Genomic DNA, 18,228 nt, shown 5'->3' on the forward strand with positions numbered 1-18,228 from the left:
CGAGCCTGCTCGCGAATGCGGTGTGTCAGGCCATGAAAGACTGACTGAAAGAATGCATTCGCGAGCAGGCTCGCTCCCACAGGGATATTGGCTGGCAGTTACAGCGCGTCGCGCGAGGGCTTGCCATCAACGAGGCGCTGGATGCGCAAAGGGTTGGCGTTTTTCAGCGGCTCGGGCAGCAAGCTGTCCGGGTAGTTCTGGAAGCACACCGGGCGCAGGAAGCGGTCGATGGCCAGCGTGCCCACCGACGTGCCACGGGCATCGGACGTCGCCGGGTATGGCCCGCCGTGCACCATCGAATCGCACACCTCGACACCGGTCGGATAGCCGTTAAGCAGAATCCGCCCGACCTTCTGTTCCAGCAGCGGTGTCAGTTCAGCAAACTGTTCGAAGTCCGTCAGCTCACCAATGATCGTCGCAGTGAGTTGCCCGTGCAGGCCATGCAGCGCAGCGCTGAGTTGCGCCTTGTCCGCCACTTCGACAATCACCGTGGTCGGGCCGAACACTTCTTCCTGCAGCACTTCATCGCCATTGATCAACAGACTGGCATCGGCCTTGAACAACTGCGGCTGCGCCTGATTACCCTGCTGCGGATTACCGGCCAGATGCTCGACGCCGGGATGCGCCAACAGCTTCTGCAAGCCTTTGCCGTAGCTGCCGAGGGTGCCGGCATTGAGCATGGTTTGCGCTGGCTGATCACCGATCAGACCGGCGACTTGCTGGACGAACGCGCTGAACTCTGGCGAGCGGATGCCGATGACCAGACCCGGATTGGTACAGAACTGACCGCAGCCCTGCACCACCGAAGCCGTCAGGTCGCGGGCAACCGTTTCCGAACGCTCGGCAAGGGCCTGCGGCAGGACGATCACCGGGTTGATGCTCGACATCTCGGCGAACACCGGAATCGGTTGCGGGCGTGCCGCGGCCATGTCGCACAGTGCACGTCCGCCCCTGAGCGAACCGGTGAAACCGACTGCCTGGATCGCCGGATGCTTGACCAGCCATTCGCCGACGCCACCACCGTAGATCATGTTGAACACACCGGCCGGCATCGCGGTTTTTTCTGCGGCGCGAATCAGCGCATCGGCGACCAGTTCTGCTGTCGCCATATGGCCGCTGTGGGCCTTGAACACCACCGGGCAACCGGCGGCCAGCGCCGACGCGGTGTCGCCGCCAGCGGTGGAAAATGCCAGCGGAAAGTTGCTTGCGCCGAACACGGCTACGGGGCCGAGACCAATGCGGTATTGGCGTAGATCCGGACGTGGCAGTGGCTGGCGATCCGGCAGTGGCAGATCAATGCGCGCGCCATAGAAATCACCACGGCGCAACACTTTGGCGAACAGACGCATCTGCCCACTGGTGCGTCCCCGTTCGCCCTGAATACGACCTGCCGGCAACGCGGTCTCGCGGCAGACCACGGCGACGAAATCATCACCGAGCGCATCCAGTTCATCGGCTATCGCATCGAGAAATTGCGCGCGGCGTTCGGCGCTGAGGCTGCGATACGCCGGGTACGCGGCAGCGGCGGCTTTGGCGGCGGCGTCGACTTCTTCAACCGTGGCCTGAATGAAATCGTGCGGCAGTTGCTCGCCCGTCGTGGCATCAACAGATTGCAGTTTGACGTCGCCAGCAGCGCTACGCTGACCGCCAACGTAGTTGTGACCGAGAATCTGAGTCATGGGATCTCCTTAAAGGGTGCCGATGCTGTCCGGCTCAAAAGCGGCCGCGATCGGCACGATGCCGTTGACCAGCGGTGCGCCGAATTCGGCCTGGCTGATTTCGAACAGGTCGCCCGGTTGCGTGCGAATGCCATCGGCGAACGACAGGGTCGCTGTGCCGAAGAAGTGAATGTGCACGTCGCCCGGACGCAGGAACTGGCGGTATTTGAAGTGGTGATATTCGAGGTTGGCGAGGCTGTGGCACATGTTCGCCTCACCGCTGAGAAACTCGTTCTGCCAGAGCACTTCGCCGTCACGCAGAATTCGACTGGTGCCGGCAAGGTGTTGAGGCAATTCACCGGTGCGAAGTTCCGGGCCATAACTGCAACTGCGCAGTTTCGAGTGCGCGAGGTACAGGTAATTCTTGCGCTCCATGACGTGGTCGGAGAACTCGTTGCCCACCGCGAACCCGAGGCGATAAGGCTTGCCGTCGTGGCCGATCACGTAGAGGCCGGCCATCTCCGGTTCTTCGCCGGCATCTTCGGCAAACGGTGGCACCGGGAAAGGTTGCCCCGGACGCACGACGATGCTGCCGTCCCCCTTGTAGAACCATTCCGGCTGCACACCGGCCTGCCCCGCCGCCGGTTTGCCGCCCTCCACGCCCCATTTGAAGATGCGCATGGTGTCGGTCATCGTCGCTTCGTCGCCGGCCTGCTGGTGCATTTTGTCGCGCGCCGAGGCGCTGCCCAAGTGGGTCAGACCGGTGCCGCTGACCAGCATGTGTGCCGGATCCGGGTGGTCGAGTGGCGGCAGGATGCGCAGTTGCGCGAGCAGTTCGGCGTAGTCGTGGCTGATGCCGAGACCGAGGTTCTGCACTTGCTGCTCAAGGGAGTGGCCGGCCTCGATGGCGGCCAGCGCCAGATCGCGCACGCTGCGCGCGTCCTGCACTTCGCGCACCAGACCGTTGTCGACCACGCCGACGCGGCGCTCGCCGTTGCTTAATTCGAATTGAACCAGATGCATGATTTTCTCCTGTGTTATTCGAAACACCGCCGCCCCCTTGTAGGAGTGAGCCTGCTCGCGATAGCGGTGTGTCAGTTGACAACTTTTTTACTGATACACCGCTATCGCGAGCAGGCTCACTCCTACAGGGGGTCGGTGTGGGTCTGTCAGGTGCGGGTGGCGCCACGGGCACTGGCGGCGAATTGGTCGACCGGCAGGACGTGTTTGCGTTCCAGCACACGGTAGACAACGCCCGTCAGGATCAAGCCAAACACCATCACTCCAGAGAGGAAATACAATCCCGAAGCCAAATTGCCGGTGTACTCCTTCAACGCCCCAATCACAAACGGCCCGATATACCCACCCAGATTCCCCACCGAGTTGATCAAGGCAATCCCCGCCGCCGCACTCGCACCAGCAAAGAACCGCCCCGGCAAGGTCCAGAACACCGCCGTGCAGGAAAACAGCGCAAACGCCACCAGACACAGCGCCGCCAGTTGCGCCACCGGCAACGACAGCCACGCACTGAGGAACAAGCCAATCGCGCCCAGCACATACAGCACCGCCAGATGCCCGTAACGATCATTCAACCGGTCGGAACTGCGCGGCACGATCAGCAAACCGATGATCCCGAAGATGTACGGCACCGACGACACGAAACCGGTGACCAGATCGCTGCCGCCAAACTGTTTGATCAGCGTCGGCAACCATAGACCGAGGCCATAAATGCTCAACGTCACCGGCAGATAGAACAGCGCCAGCAGCAAAACGCGTTTGTCTTTCAGCGCATGCAACGGGTTGCCGTGGCGAGTCTGGCCGTATTCCTGCAGATCCTTTTTCAGCTCGCCGGTCAGCCAGTCTTTTTCCGCCTGATCCATCCATTTCACTTGCTGCGGGCCGTCCGGCAACCAGCGCAACACCGGCCAGGTCAGCAGGATCGCCGGCGTACCGATGACGATGAACAACCACTGCCAGCCATGCAGGCCAAGGACGCCGTCCATGCCAAGCAAGCCGCCGGACACGGGGCCGGTGATCATCATTGCGATCGGCTGGGAAAGGATGAACAGCCCGAGGATCTTGCCGCGATGGCGCACCGGGAACCATTGGGTGATGTAGTAGAGAACGCCGGGGAAGAAGCCCGCCTCGGCCGCGCCGAGCAGAAAGCGCATCACGTAGAAACTGTGCGGGCCCTGGACGAAGGCCATGCCGATGGTGATCGCACCCCAGGTGATCATGATCCGTGCGAACCAGCGTCGTGCGCCGAAGCGTTCGAGCATCAGGTTGCTGGGGATTTCGAGGAGGAAGTAACCAATGAAGAACAGCCCGGCGCCGAGGCCGTAAGCCGCATCGCCGATGCCGATGTCGGCGCCCATGTGCAGCTTGGCGAAGCCAACAGCGGAGCGATCCACATAGGCGATCAGGTACAGCAGGATCAGGAAGGGAATCAGTTTCAGCGTTATGCGCCGGATTAGCCGCAGTTCCTGGCTCATGAGATCGGTCTCCGATTGTTGTTTTTATAGAACCTCGGGGGACGCCTCTCACGGCAAACCGTCAGGGCCGTCCCTCCGTCGAAAACGACTATATAGTAATACTAATTCACCAACAACACTTCCAAACCTAGGATTTTGCGCTTAGATTAAGCCATAGCTGGAACACTATAGTCATACAATAAGAGAATCGATCATGTCTGATAAGAAACCCACCCTGCGCTCCGCCCAATGGTTTGGCACGGCCGACAAGAACGGCTTCATGTACCGCAGCTGGATGAAGAATCAGGGCATCGCCGACCACCAGTTCCACGGCAAGCCGATCATCGGCATCTGCAACACCTGGTCGGAACTGACCCCGTGCAACGCGCACTTCCGCCAGATCGCGGAGCACGTCAAACGCGGGGTGATCGAGGCGGGTGGCTTTCCGGTGGAGTTTCCGGTGTTCTCCAACGGCGAATCGAACCTGCGCCCGACCGCCATGCTCACCCGCAACCTGGCGAGCATGGACGTTGAAGAAGCGATTCGCGGCAACCCGATTGACGGCGTGGTGCTGCTGACTGGCTGCGACAAAACCACCCCGGCGCTGTTGATGGGTGCGGCCAGTTGCGACGTGCCAGCGATTGTTGTCACCGGCGGACCGATGTTGAACGGCAAGCACAAGGGCAAGGACATCGGTTCCGGCACCGTGGTCTGGCAGCTCAGCGAACAGGTCAAGGCTGGCACTATTACCATCGACGATTTCCTCGCGGCCGAGGGCGGCATGTCGCGTTCGGCAGGCACCTGCAACACCATGGGCACCGCGTCGACGATGGCCTGCATGGCTGAAGCACTCGGCACTTCCCTGCCGCACAACGCTGCGATTCCGGCGGTGGATGCGCGACGTTATGTGTTGGCGCACATGTCCGGCATGCGGGCGGTGGAGATGGTTCGCGAAGATCTGAAACTGTCGAAGATTCTGACCAAGGAAGCCTTCGAGAACGCTATCCGCGTGAACGCTGCCATCGGCGGCTCGACCAACGCGGTGATTCACTTGAAAGCCATCGCCGGGCGCATCGGTGTCGAGCTGGATCTGGATGACTGGACGCGTATCGGTCGCGGCATGCCGACCATTGTCGACCTGCAACCGTCGGGGCGTTTCCTGATGGAAGAGTTCTATTACGCTGGCGGCCTGCCAGCGGTGCTGCGGCGTCTTGGTGAAGCCAATCTGATTCCCAATCCGAATGCACTGACCGTCAACGGCAAGTCGATCGGTGAGAACACCAAGGACGCGCCGATCTATGGCGAAGACGAGGTGATCCGCACCCTCGACAATCCGATTCGTGCTGACGGTGGCATCTGTGTGCTCCGTGGCAACCTGGCGCCGCTCGGTGCGGTGCTCAAGCCTTCTGCCGCCACGCCGGAATTGATGCAGCATCGTGGTCGTGCGGTGGTGTTCGAGAACTTCGACATGTACAAGGCGCGGATCAACGATCCGGAGCTGGATGTAGACAAGGATTCGATTCTGGTGATGAAGAACTGCGGGCCGAAGGGTTATCCGGGCATGGCTGAAGTCGGAAACATGGGTTTGCCGGCCAAGTTGCTGGCGCAGGGTGTGACCGATATGGTGCGCATTTCCGATGCACGGATGAGCGGCACCGCGTACGGCACGGTGGTTTTGCACGTGGCGCCGGAAGCGGCGGCCGGCGGGCCTTTGGCGACGGTGAAGGAAGGCGACTGGATCGAACTGGATTGCGCTACCGGGCGTCTGCACCTGGATATTCCGGATGCCGAACTGGCGGCGCGCATGGCAGATCTGCAGCCACCGCAGCAGTTGTTGGTCGGTGGCTACCGTCAGCTGTACATCGACCATGTGCTGCAGGCGGATCAGGGTTGTGACTTTGACTTCTTGGTCGGCTGTCGCGGCGCGGAAGTCCCACGCCACTCTCACTGACCTTCTCCACCGATCGTTCCCATGCTCCGCGTGGGAATGCCTCAAGGGACGCTCCGCGTTCCAGCTCTGAAATGGGACGCAGAGCGTCCCGGGCAGCATTCCCACGCAGAGCGTGGGAACGATCATTACCCGCCTCAAGATTGTCTGGTGCCTGCTATGATGCGCGGCATCTCCATCGCTCAGGATCGCGCCGTTCCCCATGGATTACCGCAAACCCTCCGACCGCAAAAGCATGCACTCGCGCATCGTCCAGGAACTGGGCATGCAGATCGTCTCCGGACGCTTCAAGCCCGACGACAAACTGCCCGCCGAAGCCCTGCTCTGCGAGGAATACGCGGTCAGCCGGCCGGTGCTGCGCGAAGCGACGCGGGTGTTGGTGGCCAAAGGTCTGGTGTATTCCAAGCCGCGTGTGGGAACTGTGGTCAAGGCCCGCCGCGAATGGCACATGCTCGACCCGGACGTGCTGCACTGGCTGATGCAAAGCAGCCCGCAAAATGAGTTTTTCAATGTGCTGACCAGTGTTCGCAGCATCATCGAGCCGGCCGCTGCCGCCCTCGCCGCTCAACATGCGACAGAGGCGGACATCGCCGCAATTGGTGAGGCGTACCAGCGCATGGAAGCGGCGCCGACGCCGGAAGCGTTGTTGCAGCCCGATCTGGATTTCCACAGCCGGATTGCCGATGCGACGCACAATGATTTGCTGGCGAACCTGTGCAACATGTTGTCGGTGGCGATTGCCGAGGCGTTGAAGCATTCGAATCAGCGGCCGAATCTGCATGAGCTGGCGTTGCCTCGGCATAAAGCGATTTTGACGGCGATCGAGAATCGGGATGCGCTGGGGGCTCGGCATGCGACGTTGGTGCAGCTGGATGATGCGCGTAGTGCTTTGAGTGTTGTGCTTGGCGCTGAACTTACTTAAGGCTTGAGACTGCTTGCCCTCACCCTAGCCCTCCCGAAACGTCGGACCGCCCAGAGGTAGAGGGGACCGATTGGGGGATATTTGGGATTTACGCCGACTTGAACGATCTGCTGTGAATCCATAACCGACTCGACATCTCCAGTCGAACGATTTGCTCGTGAAGCCATAATCGACTTGTTATCTCGATCGAGAGATTTGCTTTAAATCCATAATCAACTCGGTGTTTCAGGTCGATGTATCAAGCCGCACACCTCGGTCAGTCCCCTCTCCCTCCGGGAGAGGGCTAGGGTGAGGGGCTCTTAATCTTGAGCCACAAAAAAAGCCGCAACCCTAAGGTTGCGGCTTTGTCGTTTCAGGCCCTCAGATCAATGCGCAAACAGCGAATTGCCCTTCTGCCCCGCCAGTTTCTCCGGTTTGATCAGGAACTTCGCCAGTGCCGGCAGCAGCCAAAGCGCACCGAACATGTTCCACAGCAGCATAAAGGTCAGCATCAGGCCCATGTCGGCCTGGAACTTGATCGCCGAGAAGATCCAGGTGCACACACCAATCGCCAGGCACAGGCCGGTGAACAGCACGGCCTTACCGGTAGATTTCAGCGTCTGGTAATAGGCTTCCTGCAACGGCAACCCGGCACGCAGGAAACTCTCCAGACGGCTGTAGATGTAGATGCCGTAGTCGACACCGATGCCCACACCCAACGCCACCACCGGCAAGGTCGCAACCTTCACGCCGATGCCCATGAACGCCATCAGCGCGTTGCCGAGTACCGAGGTCAGTACCAGCGGCAGGACGATGCACAGGGTCGCCGCCCACGAACGGAAGGTGATCATGCACATCACCGCCACGCAGATGTACACCAGAATCAGGATGGTCAGTTCAGCCTGTTTGATGACTTCGTTGGTGGCCGCTTCGATCCCGGCGTTACCGGCGGCGAGGATGAATTCCAGACCGTCCTTGTTATTCTCCTGGGCAAATTCCTGCACCGCATGCACCGCCCGATCCAGGGTTTCGGCCTTGTGATCGTTGAGGAACACCAGCACCGGCGCCAGCGAGCAACTGTTGTTGTACAGACCGTCGGCGCGGGCAATCGAGTTGTTCAGCACGTCCGGGTTGCGCGACAGGGTTTCCCATTTCAGGTTGCCTTCGTTCATGCCCTTGATCATCTGCTTGGACACGGTCACCAGCGAGATCGCCGACTGCACGCCCTCGGTGTTCTGCATCTTCCACATCAACTGATCGATCGGCGCCATGGCTTCATAACGCGAGCAGCCTTCGGCTTTGGTCTTGACCATCACCACCAGTACGTCAGAGCTGGTGGAGTAATTGCTGATGATGAAGTTGTTGTCCTTGTTGTAGCGCGAGTCCGGACGCAGCTCCGGCGCACCTTGATCGAGGTCGCCGATTTTCAGGTTCTGGCTGTACCAGAGGCCGCCGCCGAAGGCGATCAGCGCCAGCAGTACCGAGATGCGTGCGACTTTCGGGTTGGCGAAGTTCGACAGCAGGCGCCAGAACGGATGTTCGCGGTTCGCGTCTTTCTTGCTCTTGGCGATCGCGCGCTTGCTGATGCCGACATAGGAGATGGCGACCGGCAGCAAAATCAGGTTGGTGAACACGATCACCGCCACGCCGATCGACGCGCCAATCGCCAGTTCACGGATCACGCCGATATCGATGATCAGCAGCGTGATGAAGCCGACCGCATCCGCAAGAATCGCGATCATCCCCGGCAGAAACAGTTGCCGGAAGGTACGCCGCGCTGCGGTCAGGGCGTTGTCGGCCTCGCTGGATTGCAGGGCGATACCGTTGATCTTCTGCACGCCGTGGGAAATACCGATGGCGAAAATCAGGAACGGCACCAGCATCGAATACGGATCAAGTCCGAATCCGAAAAAGTGCATCAAACCGAGTTGCCAGACCACCGCCACCAGCGTCGTGCTCAACACCGCAATGGTGCTGCGCACGCAGTTGGTGAACCACAGCAGCAGGATCAGGGTGATGACGAAGGCGATGCCGAAGAACAACACGACCATCACCAGACCGTCGATCAGGTCGCCGACCTTCTTGGCGAAACCGACAATGTGGATCTTGACGTTGGGGTTCTGAGCTTCGAACTTGTTGCGGATCTTGTCTTCGAGTTCATGGGAGAACTTGCGGTAGTCCAGCGCGAGCAACTTGCCCTGGTCTTCCGGGTCCGGGTAGGACTCCAGCAGCGGGATGTCGACGATGCTCGACTTGAAGTCGTTGGCCACCAGACGCCCGACCTGGCCGGACTTGAGCACGTTGTTGCGCAGCAGATCGAGGCTGTCCTGCGAGCCGTTGTAGCTCTGCGGGATCACTTCACCGCCGGCAAAACCCTCTTCGGTCACTTCGGTCCAGCGTACGCTCGGACTCCACAGCGACTTCAGGCCGGAACGGTCGACGCCGGAGATGTAGAACACCTCGTCGTTGATCTGGCGCAGGGTCTCCATGTACTCCTTGGAGAAGATGTCGCCGTCCTTGGCTTCCACCGAAATGCGCACGGTGTTGCCCAGGTTGGCCAGATCGTTGCGGTGCTCCATCATCTTCTCGATGAACGGATGCTTGAGCGGGATCATTTTTTCGAAACTGGTCGACGGCCGGATCAGCGTCGCCTGCCAGAACAGGAAAATACTCACCACCAGACAGATCAGGATCACTGCCGGGCGGTTGTTGAAAATCAGGCGTTCAAGAAATGTCGCCTTGTCCTGCTGAGGAGTGATCAAGGAAGTCATAGCCCCGCCTTCTTGTTATTGATCTCGGCACCGTTCGGCAGTGTGGTGTGAAGACCACCCTGCCCGCTCAGAATCAGGTTGCCGTCGCCGGCAGCGGTGACCGATGACAGCGAGATGCGGTCCGGACGGTTAAACACGCTGAAGGTCTCGCCGTTGTCGCTGCTGCTGATCACCGAACCGCCGTTGCCGACGATGACGATCGAGCCGTCCTCGAGCAGGGTCGCACCGGACAGGCCGAACTCCAGCGCACCGCGCGCGGCTTTCAATTCGACCTGTTCCCAGGTGCTGCCGAAATCCGTTGAGCGGTAGAGATTGCCGCGCAAGCCGTAAGCCAGCAGGGTTTGCGGTTGTGCCGTGCCGATCACGCCGAACAGCGAACCTTCATACGGGCCTTCGAGTTTTTCCCAGGTCTGGCCGTCGTCGGCGGAGCGGAACATGCTGCCCGACTCGCCAACGATGAACAGCCCGGCGTCTTTCACCGCCGCGATGGCGTTAAGGTGGAATTGATCTTCGTTGTCGAGGCGGTCGCTGACGTCTTCCCAGTTCTTGCCGCCGTCAGTGGTTTCCAGCAGCGCGCCGTACGCGCCCACGGCAAGGCCGCTGTTGACGTCCTTGAACCAGACGTCGAGCAGCGGCGATTCACGTTTGAGGTCTTCGAATTGCTTGGTCCAGGTCAGACCGCCGTCTGCGCTGGCGAGGATTTGTGCGTCGTGACCGACCGCCCAGCCGTGCTTATCGTCGACAAAGTACACCGCCGTCAGCAGTTGCCGGGTCGGCACTTTGGCTTGCGTCCAGGTTTTGCCCTGGTCATCGGAATAAAGAATGTGCCCGCGATCGCCGACCGCGACCAGGCGCGCACCAGCGTGGACGACATCGAGAATCAGGCTTTTCGCGGCTTTAGTAGATTCGGTGGCATAGACCACGTCAGCCGGGGCCTCGGCGGCAATCACCGGTGCCGATAACGTGGCAAAGCCCAGCAGCGAGAGTGCTGTGGCCAGCAACGCGGTGTTGCGTAACGCCGGCGGGCGGCAACGACTCATAGACCTTCCCCTCTTTATTATTGTTAGGCCATCTGGCCTTCAAGGGCGCCGCAAGTGTGCTCCGCTGATGGCTGCTCAGGAGCATAGTCCTGAAACCCGCAATCCAGAGCCACTTCGGAAGCTGGCTCATCCTATCGGGCTTTCGAAACGTCTGACAATCGGCGCCACGTTATCTTTTGTTAACCGAAAGCAGCTCCCTGTAACAGATGAATTCCCTTGTGGGAGCGAGCCTGCTCGCGAATGCGGTGCACCAGTCACCCAGTTTATTGGCTGACCCACCGCTTTCGCGAGCAGGCTCGCTCCCACAGGGGTTAGAGGTGGTCTTGGGATTTGCGGTTATCAGTGAATGCGGCGCCATTCGCCGGATGGATGCGGCAAAAGTCGTCGAGGGGACTTGCACGATCGGTATTATGGTATACCATCAGACGCACAGACACTCTCAATCCCCCAACGGAGCAGCTCATGAGTTTCGAAATTCGCAAGATCGTCAGCTATGTCGAAGAAACCTTCATCGAAGGCGGCAAGGCCACCGACAAGCCAGTGACCATGGTCGGCCTCGCCGTGGTGATGAAAAATCCTTGGGTGGGCAACGGTTTCGTTGAAGACCTCAAGCCGCAGATCCGCGCCAACTGCTCCGACCTCGGTGCACTGATGGTCGAGCGTCTGGTCGGCATCATCGGCGGAGCGGAAAAAATCGAGGCCTACGGTAAAGCGGCCGTGGTCGGTGCCGATGGCGAGATCGAACACGCCTCCGCCGTAATCCACACCCTGCGCTTCGGCAACCACTACCGCGAAGCCGTCAACGCCAAGAGCTACCTGAGCTTCACCAACAAGCGCGGCGGCCCGGGCACCTCGATTCAGATCCCGATGATGCACAAGGACGACGAAGGTCAGCGTTCGCACTACATCACCCTGGAAATGCAGATCGAAGACGCGCCGCGCGCCGACGAAATCGTCGTCGTGCTGGGTTGCGCCGACGGTGGTCGCCTGCACCCGCGCATCGGTAACCGCTACATCGATCTGGAAGAACTGGCCGCCGAAAAAGCCCAGTAATCACAATAAAAAGGCATTGCAGGAGCGCTCCATGATTCGGCTCACAGCTGAACTCACCCCGGCTGGCACCAGTTACCTGGCGACCGGCCAAGGCCAGCCCGTGGTTTTGATCCACGGCGTGGGCCTGAACAAAGAAATGTGGGGCGGCCAGATTGTCGGCCTGTCCAGCCAGTACCAGGTGATCGCCTACGACATGCTCGGCCATGGCGCCAGCCCGCGACCGGCCAGCGGCACCGCCCTGCTCGGTTATGCCGATCAGTTGCTCGAGCTGCTCGATCACCTCAATCTGCCGCAGGCAGCGGTGATCGGTTTCTCCATGGGCGGTCTGGTCGCGCGGGCCTTTGCCCTGCATTACCCGGAGCGCCTGCAAAGCCTGGTGGTCTTGAACAGCGTGTTCAACCGCAGCGAAGAACAGCGTGCCGGCGTCATCGCCCGTACCGCACAAGCGGCGGAACATGGCCCGGACGCCAATGCCGAAGCGGCGTTGTCACGCTGGTTCAGCCGCGAGTATCAGGCGGCCAATCCGGCGCAGATCGCCGCATTGCGCCAGACTCTCGCCAATAATGATCCGCAGGGTTACCTGACCACCTACGAATTGTTTGCCACCCAAGACATGTATCGCGCCGACGACCTGGGCAGTATTCAGGCGCCGACGCTGATCGCCACCGGCGAACTCGATCCGGGTTCGACCCCGGAAATGGCCGAGCAACTGGCCCGGCGCATCCCCGGTGCGAAGGTTGCCGTGCTGCCCGAGCAACGGCATATGATGCCCGTAGAGTCGCCGCGTCTGGTCAATCAGACGCTGCTGGAATTTCTCCAATTCGCACACTCCCGACAAAACCATATAAAGGGGATCGTTGCATGACACTCGCACGCTTCCAGATGTGCATCGGCGGAGAATGGGTCGATGCCCTCTCCGGCAAGACTTTCGAAAGCCTGAATCCGGCCACGGCACAAGCCTGGGCCGAATTGCCTGACGCTGATGAAGCGGATGTCGAACGCGCCGTGCAATCGGCACAGACGGCTTTCGACAGCCCGGCGTGGCGTGGTCTGACCGCCACCGCACGCGGCAAGTTGCTGCGTCGCCTCGGTGACTTGATCGCGGAAAACAAAGAACAACTGGCACAGCTGGAAAGCCGCGACAACGGCAAACTGATCCGCGAAACCCGTGGCCAGGTCAGTTATCTGCCGGAGTTCTTCCACTACACCGCAGGCCTCGCCGACAAGCTCGAAGGCGGCACGCTGCCGCTGGATAAGCCGGACCTGTTCGCCTACACGGTGCACGAAGCCATGGGCGTGGTCGCGGCGATCATTCCGTGGAACAGCCCGCTCTATCTGACCGCAATCAAACTCGCCCCGGCCCTCGCCGCTGGCAACACCATTGTGATCAAGCCGTCCGAGCACGCTTCGGCGACCATTCTTGAGCTGGCGCGTCTGGCCCTCGAAGCGGGGATTCCGCCGGGCGTGGTCAACGTCGTCACCGGCTACGGCCCGAGCACTGGCGCAGCTCTCACCCGCCATCCGCTGATCCGCAAGATCGCCTTTACTGGCGGCGCGGCGACGGCACGGCATGTGGTGCGCAGCAGCGCCGAGAACTTCGCCAAGCTGTCGCTGGAACTGGGCGGCAAGTCGCCGAACATCATCTTCGCCGACGCCGATCTGGACAGCGCGATCAACGGCGCGATTGCCGGGATCTATGCCGCGTCCGGGCAGAGCTGTGTATCGGGTTCACGGCTGTTGGTGCAGGACGAGATCTACGACGAGTTCGTCAATCGACTGGTCGAACGCGCACAGCGCATTCGCATCGGTAACCCGCAAGAAGACAACAGCGAAATGGGCCCGATGGCCACCGCACAGCAACTGGCGGTGGTCGAAGGTCTGGTGGCTGATGCCATCGCTGAAGGCGCGCGTTTGCGTACCGGCGGCAAGCGCCCAACGGATCTCGGCGAAGGCTGGTTTTACGAGCCGACGTTGTTCGAGTGCGACCGCAACTCGATGAAGATCATGCAGGAAGAAGTCTTCGGCCCGGTGGCGTCGGTGATTCGCTTCAAAGACGAAGCCGAAGCGCTGGCCATCGCCAACGACTCGCAATTCGGCCTCGCCGCTGGCATCTGGACCCGCGATCTGGGCCGGGCTCATCGCCTGGCGCGTGATGTTCGCTCGGGGATCATTTGGGTCAACACTTACCGCGCGGTGTCGGCGATGGCGCCGATCGGCGGTTTCAAGAACAGTGGCTATGGACGCGAAAGCGGCATCGATTCGGTGCTGGCCTACACCGAACTGAAAACGGTGTGGATCAACCTTTCCCAGGCGCCAATGCCTGATCCGTTTGTGATGCGCTAGGAGTCCTGCGAAATGATCGAACCCGGCATTTACAAAGACGTCATGAGCTCGTTCCCGTCCGGCGTTACGGTGGTCACCACCGTTGACCCGGATGGCGGCATCGTCGGCATCACCGCCAGCGCCTTCAGTGCACTATCGATTGACCCGGCGCTGGTGCTGTTCTGCCCCAACTATGCTTCCGACACTTATCCGGTGTTGCGTGACAGCAAGAAATTCGCGATCCATTTGCTGTCCGCCGACCAGACCGCCGAGGCCTACGCCTTCGCCGGTAAGGGCAAGGACAAGGCCAAAGACATCGAGTGGCATTTGAGCGAACTCGGTAATCCGATCCTCGCCAAAGCCACGGCGATCATCGAGTGTGAGTTGTGGCGTGAATATGACGGTGGTGATCACGCGATCATTGTTGGCGCGGTGAAGAACCTGATCCTGCCAGAGCAACCGGTGACGCCGATGATCTACCACAAAGGCAAGCTCGGGCCGTTGCCAACACTGGCCTGACTGCCACGTAGATCCCATGTGGGAGCGAGCCTGCTCGCGAAAGCGTAGTGTCAGTCGATGTAAATGTTGAATGATCGACCGCTTTCGCGAGCAGGCTCGCTCCCACAGGGGACACCTGTGGATTGGAGGAATGATGAATAACGAAAAGTACGAAAAAGGCCTGAAAATCCGCACTCAGGTATTGGGCGAAGCCTACGTGCAGCGTTCAATCGACAACGCCGACGACTTCACCCGCCCACTCCAGGAAATGGTCACCGAATACTGCTGGGGCCATGTCTGGGGGCGCGAGGGGTTGTCGCTCAAAGAGCGCAGCATGATCAACCTGGCGATGATCTCGGCGCTCAACCGTCCGCACGAACTCAAGCTGCATGTGCGTGGCGCCTTGCGTAACGGCCTGAGTCGTGAGCAAATACGCGAAATTCTGCTTCAGGTCGGCATTTATTGCGGCGTTCCGGCAGCCGTGGACAGTTTCCGGCTGGCCCGCGAAGCCTTTGCCGAAGCCGACGCCGAAGCCTCAGTTAACCCCTCGGCTGTTTAGATGCCCGTCTGGCATGGACAGCCAACCGAAAGAGCGGACCCCATGAAACGCCAGCCCCTCGACGACAGCTTCAAGGTCAATCGCAACCCCGTTACCCTGCGCGAAATCGTGCTGGATAAACTGCGTAGCGCGATCATGAATTTCCAGCTCATGCCCGGTGATCGTCTGGTCGAGCGCGATCTGTGCGATCGCCTGGGCGTCAGCCGCACCTCCGTGCGTGAAGCCTTGCGTCACCTCGAATCCGAAGGCCTGGTCGAGTTCGCCGATGCCAAAGGCCCGCGTGTCGCCATCATCACGTTGGCCGACGCCGTCGACATCTACGAATTGCGCTGCGTGCTGGAAGGTTTGATTGTTCAGCTGTTCACCCTGCGCGCCAAGGCCAAGGACATCAAAGCCCTGGAAAAGGCCCTCGACGACAACCGCAAGGCGTTGAAGGACGGCGAATTGCAGCAAGTAATCGACTCGGTGCAAGGCTTCTACGATGTGCTGCTCGAAGGCTCGGGCAACCATGTCGCGGCGACTCAGCTGCGTCAGTTGCAGGCGCGCATCAGCTACCTGCGCGCGACCTCGGTTTCCCAAGAGAACCGTCGCGGCGCGAGTAATCAGGAAATGGAAAAAATGGTCGAAGCGATCAAGAGCGGTGATCCGCTGGTGGCGCATCAGGCCTGTGTCGATCACGTTCGCGCTGCCGCTGCGGTAGCGCTCGACTATCTCAAGCGCAAGCAGGAAGAGACCGGCGCAACCCCGGCCATGACCCTGCCGATCGCGCTGAAAGAACCCCGTATAGGTCACTGATATGTTCAGCCCGAGCTATTGCCCGAAATGCGGTGGCCCTGACCTCGGTCAGCAGATACCGGCGGGCGATACGCACGAGCGCCTGATGTGCCGTGGCTGCGGCTACATCCATTACGTCAATCCGAAGATCATTGCCGGCTGCATCATCGAGCAGGACGGCAAGTATCTGTTGTGCCAACGGGCGATCCCACCGCGCCCGGGCACCTGGACGCTGCCGGCCGGTTTCATGGAGAGCGGCGAAACCACCGAGCAAGCGGCCCTCCGTGAAGTCTGGGAAGAAAGCGGCGTACGCGCGGAAATCGTCTCACCGTACTCGATTTTCAGCGTGCCGAAGATCAGCGAGGTGTACATCATCTTTCGCGCGATCGCGCTGGAGATCACCGGGCAGTACGGGCCCGAAACCATGGATTACAAATTCTTCGCGCCGGAAGACATCCCGTGGGAGCAGATCTATTACCCGGCGATCCGGCAGATTCTCGAGCGCTATATCGAAGAGCGCCAGGCTGGGGTGTATGGGATTTACATGGGCAATGACGATAGCGGCAAGATCCACTTTATCCGCTGATCACGATCTGATCGTCTGATCGTTCCCACGCTCCGCGTGGGAATGCAGCCCGGGACGCTCCGCGTCCCTTTCAAAGCCGAACGCGGAGCGTCCGAAGAGGCATTCCCACGCGGAGCGTGGGAACGATCAATACCCTAGGCTTCAGAGTGGGCCGATGCCTTCGACGATGATGATGTCTGCCTTCGCCCATTCTTCGCGATAACTTTTCGCCTCCTGGTACGCCGCCGAGTGGTAGCACGCCACGGCCTTCTCATAGCTTTCAAACTCGATCACCACGCTGCGCTGCGGCGTCTCGCGTCCTTCCATCGCCTCGCTGCGCCCGCCTCGGGCCAGAAACTTCGCGCCAAACTCAGCGAAGGCTGCCGGCGCGCGCTGGGTGTATTGGCTGTAGTGATCGGCATCGGCTATATCCACATGAGCTATCCAGTACGCCTTCATAGTGACCTCTTTATTAATTTTGTATTATGGTATACCAATATATTTCCAACGAACCCTGAGAGTCCAGCATGGCCTTCAACAGCATCGAAGAAATCATCGAAGATTATCGCCTCGGCAAAATGGTCCTGCTGGTCGATGACGAAGACCGCGAAAACGAGGGTGACCTGCTGCTGGCCGCCGACCGCTGCACGCCCGAGGCGATCAGCTTCATGGCCCGTGAAGCGCGCGGGTTAATCTGCCTGACGTTGACTGACGAACATTGCCAACGTTTGGGCCTGGAGCAAATGGTACCGGCCAATGGCAGCGTGTTCAGCACCGCGTTTACCGTGTCGATCGAAGCGGCGGTTGGCGTGACCACCGGCATCTCCGCAGCAGATCGCGCCTGCACCGTTGCCGCTGCCGTTGCGCCGAATGCCCGCGCTGAAGACCTGGTGCAGCCCGGCCACATCTTCCCGCTACGCGCCAAGGAAGGTGGCGTGCTGACGCGTGCTGGGCATACCGAAGCGGGTTGCGATCTGGCCCGTTTGGCCGGTTTCACCCCGGCCTCGGTGATTGTCGAGGTGATGAACGACGACGGCACCATGGCCCGGCGCCCGGATCTGGAAGTGTTCGCGCGCAAGCACGGGATCAAGATCGGCACCATCGCCGACCTGATCCACTATCGCCTGAGCACCGAACACACCATCGAGCGGATTGGCGAACGTGAGTTGCCGACGGTGCATGGCACGTTCCGCCTGATCACCTTTGAAGATCGCATCGAGGGCGGCGTGCACATGGCAATGGTCATGGGTGATTTGCGACGTGAAGAGTCGACGCTGGTGCGCGTGCACGTGATCGATCCGCTGCGGGATCTGGTTGGCGCCGAGTACAGCGGGCCGACCAACTGGACGCTGTGGGCGGCGTTGCAACGGGTCGCGGCTGAGGGGCATGGGGTTGTTGTGGTGTTGGCCAATCATGAATCGTCGCAGGCGTTGCTCGAGCGCGTGCCGCAATTGACCCAGCCGCCGCGGCAGTTCAGCCGCTCGCAGTCGCGGATTTATTCCGAGGTGGGGACTGGGGCGCAGATTCTGCAAAATCTGGGGGTGGGTAAGCTGCGGCATCTTGGGCCGCCGCTGAAGTACGCTGGCCTGACAGGGTATGACCTGGAAGTGGTCGAGAGTATTCCGTTCACTGAATGAAGCTGCCCTCACCCCAGCCCTCTCCCGGAGG

General features: G+C 60.5%; 16 protein-coding genes. 10 read left to right on the forward strand and 6 right to left on the reverse strand.

Going from position 1 to position 18,228, the window contains the following annotated elements; all coding sequences use genetic code 11:
* Positions 1-98: 98 nt before the first annotated feature.
* The 3 genes from ACOYXJ_RS26380 to ACOYXJ_RS26390 all read right to left on the reverse strand — a co-directional run bounded on the left by ACOYXJ_RS26380 (position 99) and on the right by ACOYXJ_RS26390 (position 4,150).
* The gene (locus ACOYXJ_RS26380) at positions 99-1,679 is read right to left on the reverse strand and encodes an aldehyde dehydrogenase (NADP(+)) (protein ID WP_460372446.1); all 1,581 of its coding nucleotides are present in this window, start codon (positions 1,677-1,679) and stop codon (positions 99-101) included.
* Positions 1,680-1,688: 9 nt separating this feature from the next.
* Positions 1,689-2,681: an AraD1 family protein gene (araD1, locus tag ACOYXJ_RS26385; RefSeq protein WP_150730912.1), complete on the reverse strand. Its 993-nt coding sequence runs from the start codon at positions 2,679-2,681 to the stop codon at positions 1,689-1,691.
* Positions 2,682-2,827: 146 nt separating this feature from the next.
* Positions 2,828-4,150, reverse strand: a complete 1,323-nt coding sequence (locus ACOYXJ_RS26390) for an MFS transporter (RefSeq protein WP_038368111.1) — start codon at positions 4,148-4,150, stop codon at positions 2,828-2,830.
* A gap of 193 nt (positions 4,151-4,343) precedes the next feature.
* Between ACOYXJ_RS26390 and ACOYXJ_RS26395 the strand changes: the two genes are divergently transcribed.
* Positions 4,344-6,080: an IlvD/Edd family dehydratase gene (locus tag ACOYXJ_RS26395; RefSeq protein WP_007917984.1), complete on the forward strand. Its 1,737-nt coding sequence runs from the start codon at positions 4,344-4,346 to the stop codon at positions 6,078-6,080.
* Positions 6,081-6,279: 199 nt separating this feature from the next.
* On the forward strand, positions 6,280-6,999 hold the full coding sequence (locus ACOYXJ_RS26400) for a FadR/GntR family transcriptional regulator (protein ID WP_102902172.1): 720 nt from the start codon (positions 6,280-6,282) through the stop codon (positions 6,997-6,999).
* A 365-nt stretch (positions 7,000-7,364) separates the two neighbouring features.
* Here the strand turns inward: ACOYXJ_RS26400 and ACOYXJ_RS26405 are convergent, their stop codons facing one another.
* On the reverse strand, positions 7,365-9,749 hold the full coding sequence (locus tag ACOYXJ_RS26405) for an efflux RND transporter permease subunit (protein ID WP_102902171.1): 2,385 nt from the start codon (positions 9,747-9,749) through the stop codon (positions 7,365-7,367).
* Entirely contained in the window at positions 9,746-10,789 is a 1,044-nt protein-coding gene (locus ACOYXJ_RS26410) for a WD40/YVTN/BNR-like repeat-containing protein (RefSeq protein ID WP_273914990.1), read from the reverse strand. The genes ACOYXJ_RS26405 and ACOYXJ_RS26410 overlap by 4 nt, the downstream gene beginning before the upstream one ends.
* A gap of 462 nt (positions 10,790-11,251) precedes the next feature.
* Between ACOYXJ_RS26410 and ACOYXJ_RS26415 the strand changes: the two genes are divergently transcribed.
* The 7 genes from ACOYXJ_RS26415 (at position 11,252) to ACOYXJ_RS26445 (ending at position 16,581) form a co-directional block, all read left to right on the forward strand.
* Positions 11,252-11,842: an amino acid synthesis family protein gene (locus ACOYXJ_RS26415; protein WP_007917992.1), complete on the forward strand. Its 591-nt coding sequence runs from the start codon at positions 11,252-11,254 to the stop codon at positions 11,840-11,842.
* Positions 11,843-11,873: 31 nt separating this feature from the next.
* Positions 11,874-12,707, forward strand: a complete 834-nt coding sequence (locus ACOYXJ_RS26420) for an alpha/beta fold hydrolase (protein ID WP_460372449.1) — start codon at positions 11,874-11,876, stop codon at positions 12,705-12,707.
* Complete coding sequence (locus ACOYXJ_RS26425) at positions 12,704-14,185, forward strand: aldehyde dehydrogenase (RefSeq protein WP_008088056.1); 1,482 nt, start codon at positions 12,704-12,706, stop codon at positions 14,183-14,185. The genes ACOYXJ_RS26420 and ACOYXJ_RS26425 overlap by 4 nt, the downstream gene beginning before the upstream one ends.
* Before the next feature lie 12 nt (positions 14,186-14,197).
* On the forward strand, positions 14,198-14,683 hold the full coding sequence (locus ACOYXJ_RS26430; protein ID WP_150707613.1) for a flavin reductase family protein: 486 nt from the start codon (positions 14,198-14,200) through the stop codon (positions 14,681-14,683).
* Positions 14,684-14,816: 133 nt separating this feature from the next.
* Positions 14,817-15,221 (forward strand): carboxymuconolactone decarboxylase family protein, encoded by a 405-nt coding sequence (locus ACOYXJ_RS26435; RefSeq protein WP_150730906.1) that lies wholly within the window; start codon positions 14,817-14,819, stop codon positions 15,219-15,221.
* A gap of 42 nt (positions 15,222-15,263) precedes the next feature.
* A complete protein-coding gene (locus tag ACOYXJ_RS26440) occupies positions 15,264-16,016 on the forward strand; it encodes a GntR family transcriptional regulator (protein ID WP_077573257.1) in 753 nt (250 codons plus the stop codon).
* Between the two features lies 1 nt (position 16,017).
* On the forward strand, positions 16,018-16,581 hold the full coding sequence (locus tag ACOYXJ_RS26445) for an NUDIX hydrolase (protein WP_007918003.1): 564 nt from the start codon (positions 16,018-16,020) through the stop codon (positions 16,579-16,581).
* Between the two features lie 141 nt (positions 16,582-16,722).
* On the opposite strand, the gene ACOYXJ_RS26450 is transcribed toward ACOYXJ_RS26445, so the two are convergent.
* Positions 16,723-17,019, reverse strand: a complete 297-nt coding sequence (locus ACOYXJ_RS26450) for a DUF1330 domain-containing protein (RefSeq protein ID WP_460372452.1) — start codon at positions 17,017-17,019, stop codon at positions 16,723-16,725.
* Between the two features lie 68 nt (positions 17,020-17,087).
* Here ACOYXJ_RS26450 and ribBA point away from each other — a divergent pair, with 68 nt between their 5' ends.
* Complete coding sequence (gene ribBA, locus ACOYXJ_RS26455) at positions 17,088-18,197, forward strand: bifunctional 3,4-dihydroxy-2-butanone-4-phosphate synthase/GTP cyclohydrolase II (protein WP_460372454.1); 1,110 nt, start codon at positions 17,088-17,090, stop codon at positions 18,195-18,197.
* The last annotated feature ends 31 nt before the right edge of the window (positions 18,198-18,228 follow it).

It is taken from the genome of Pseudomonas sp. Tul2A7 (genome assembly GCF_054790505.1).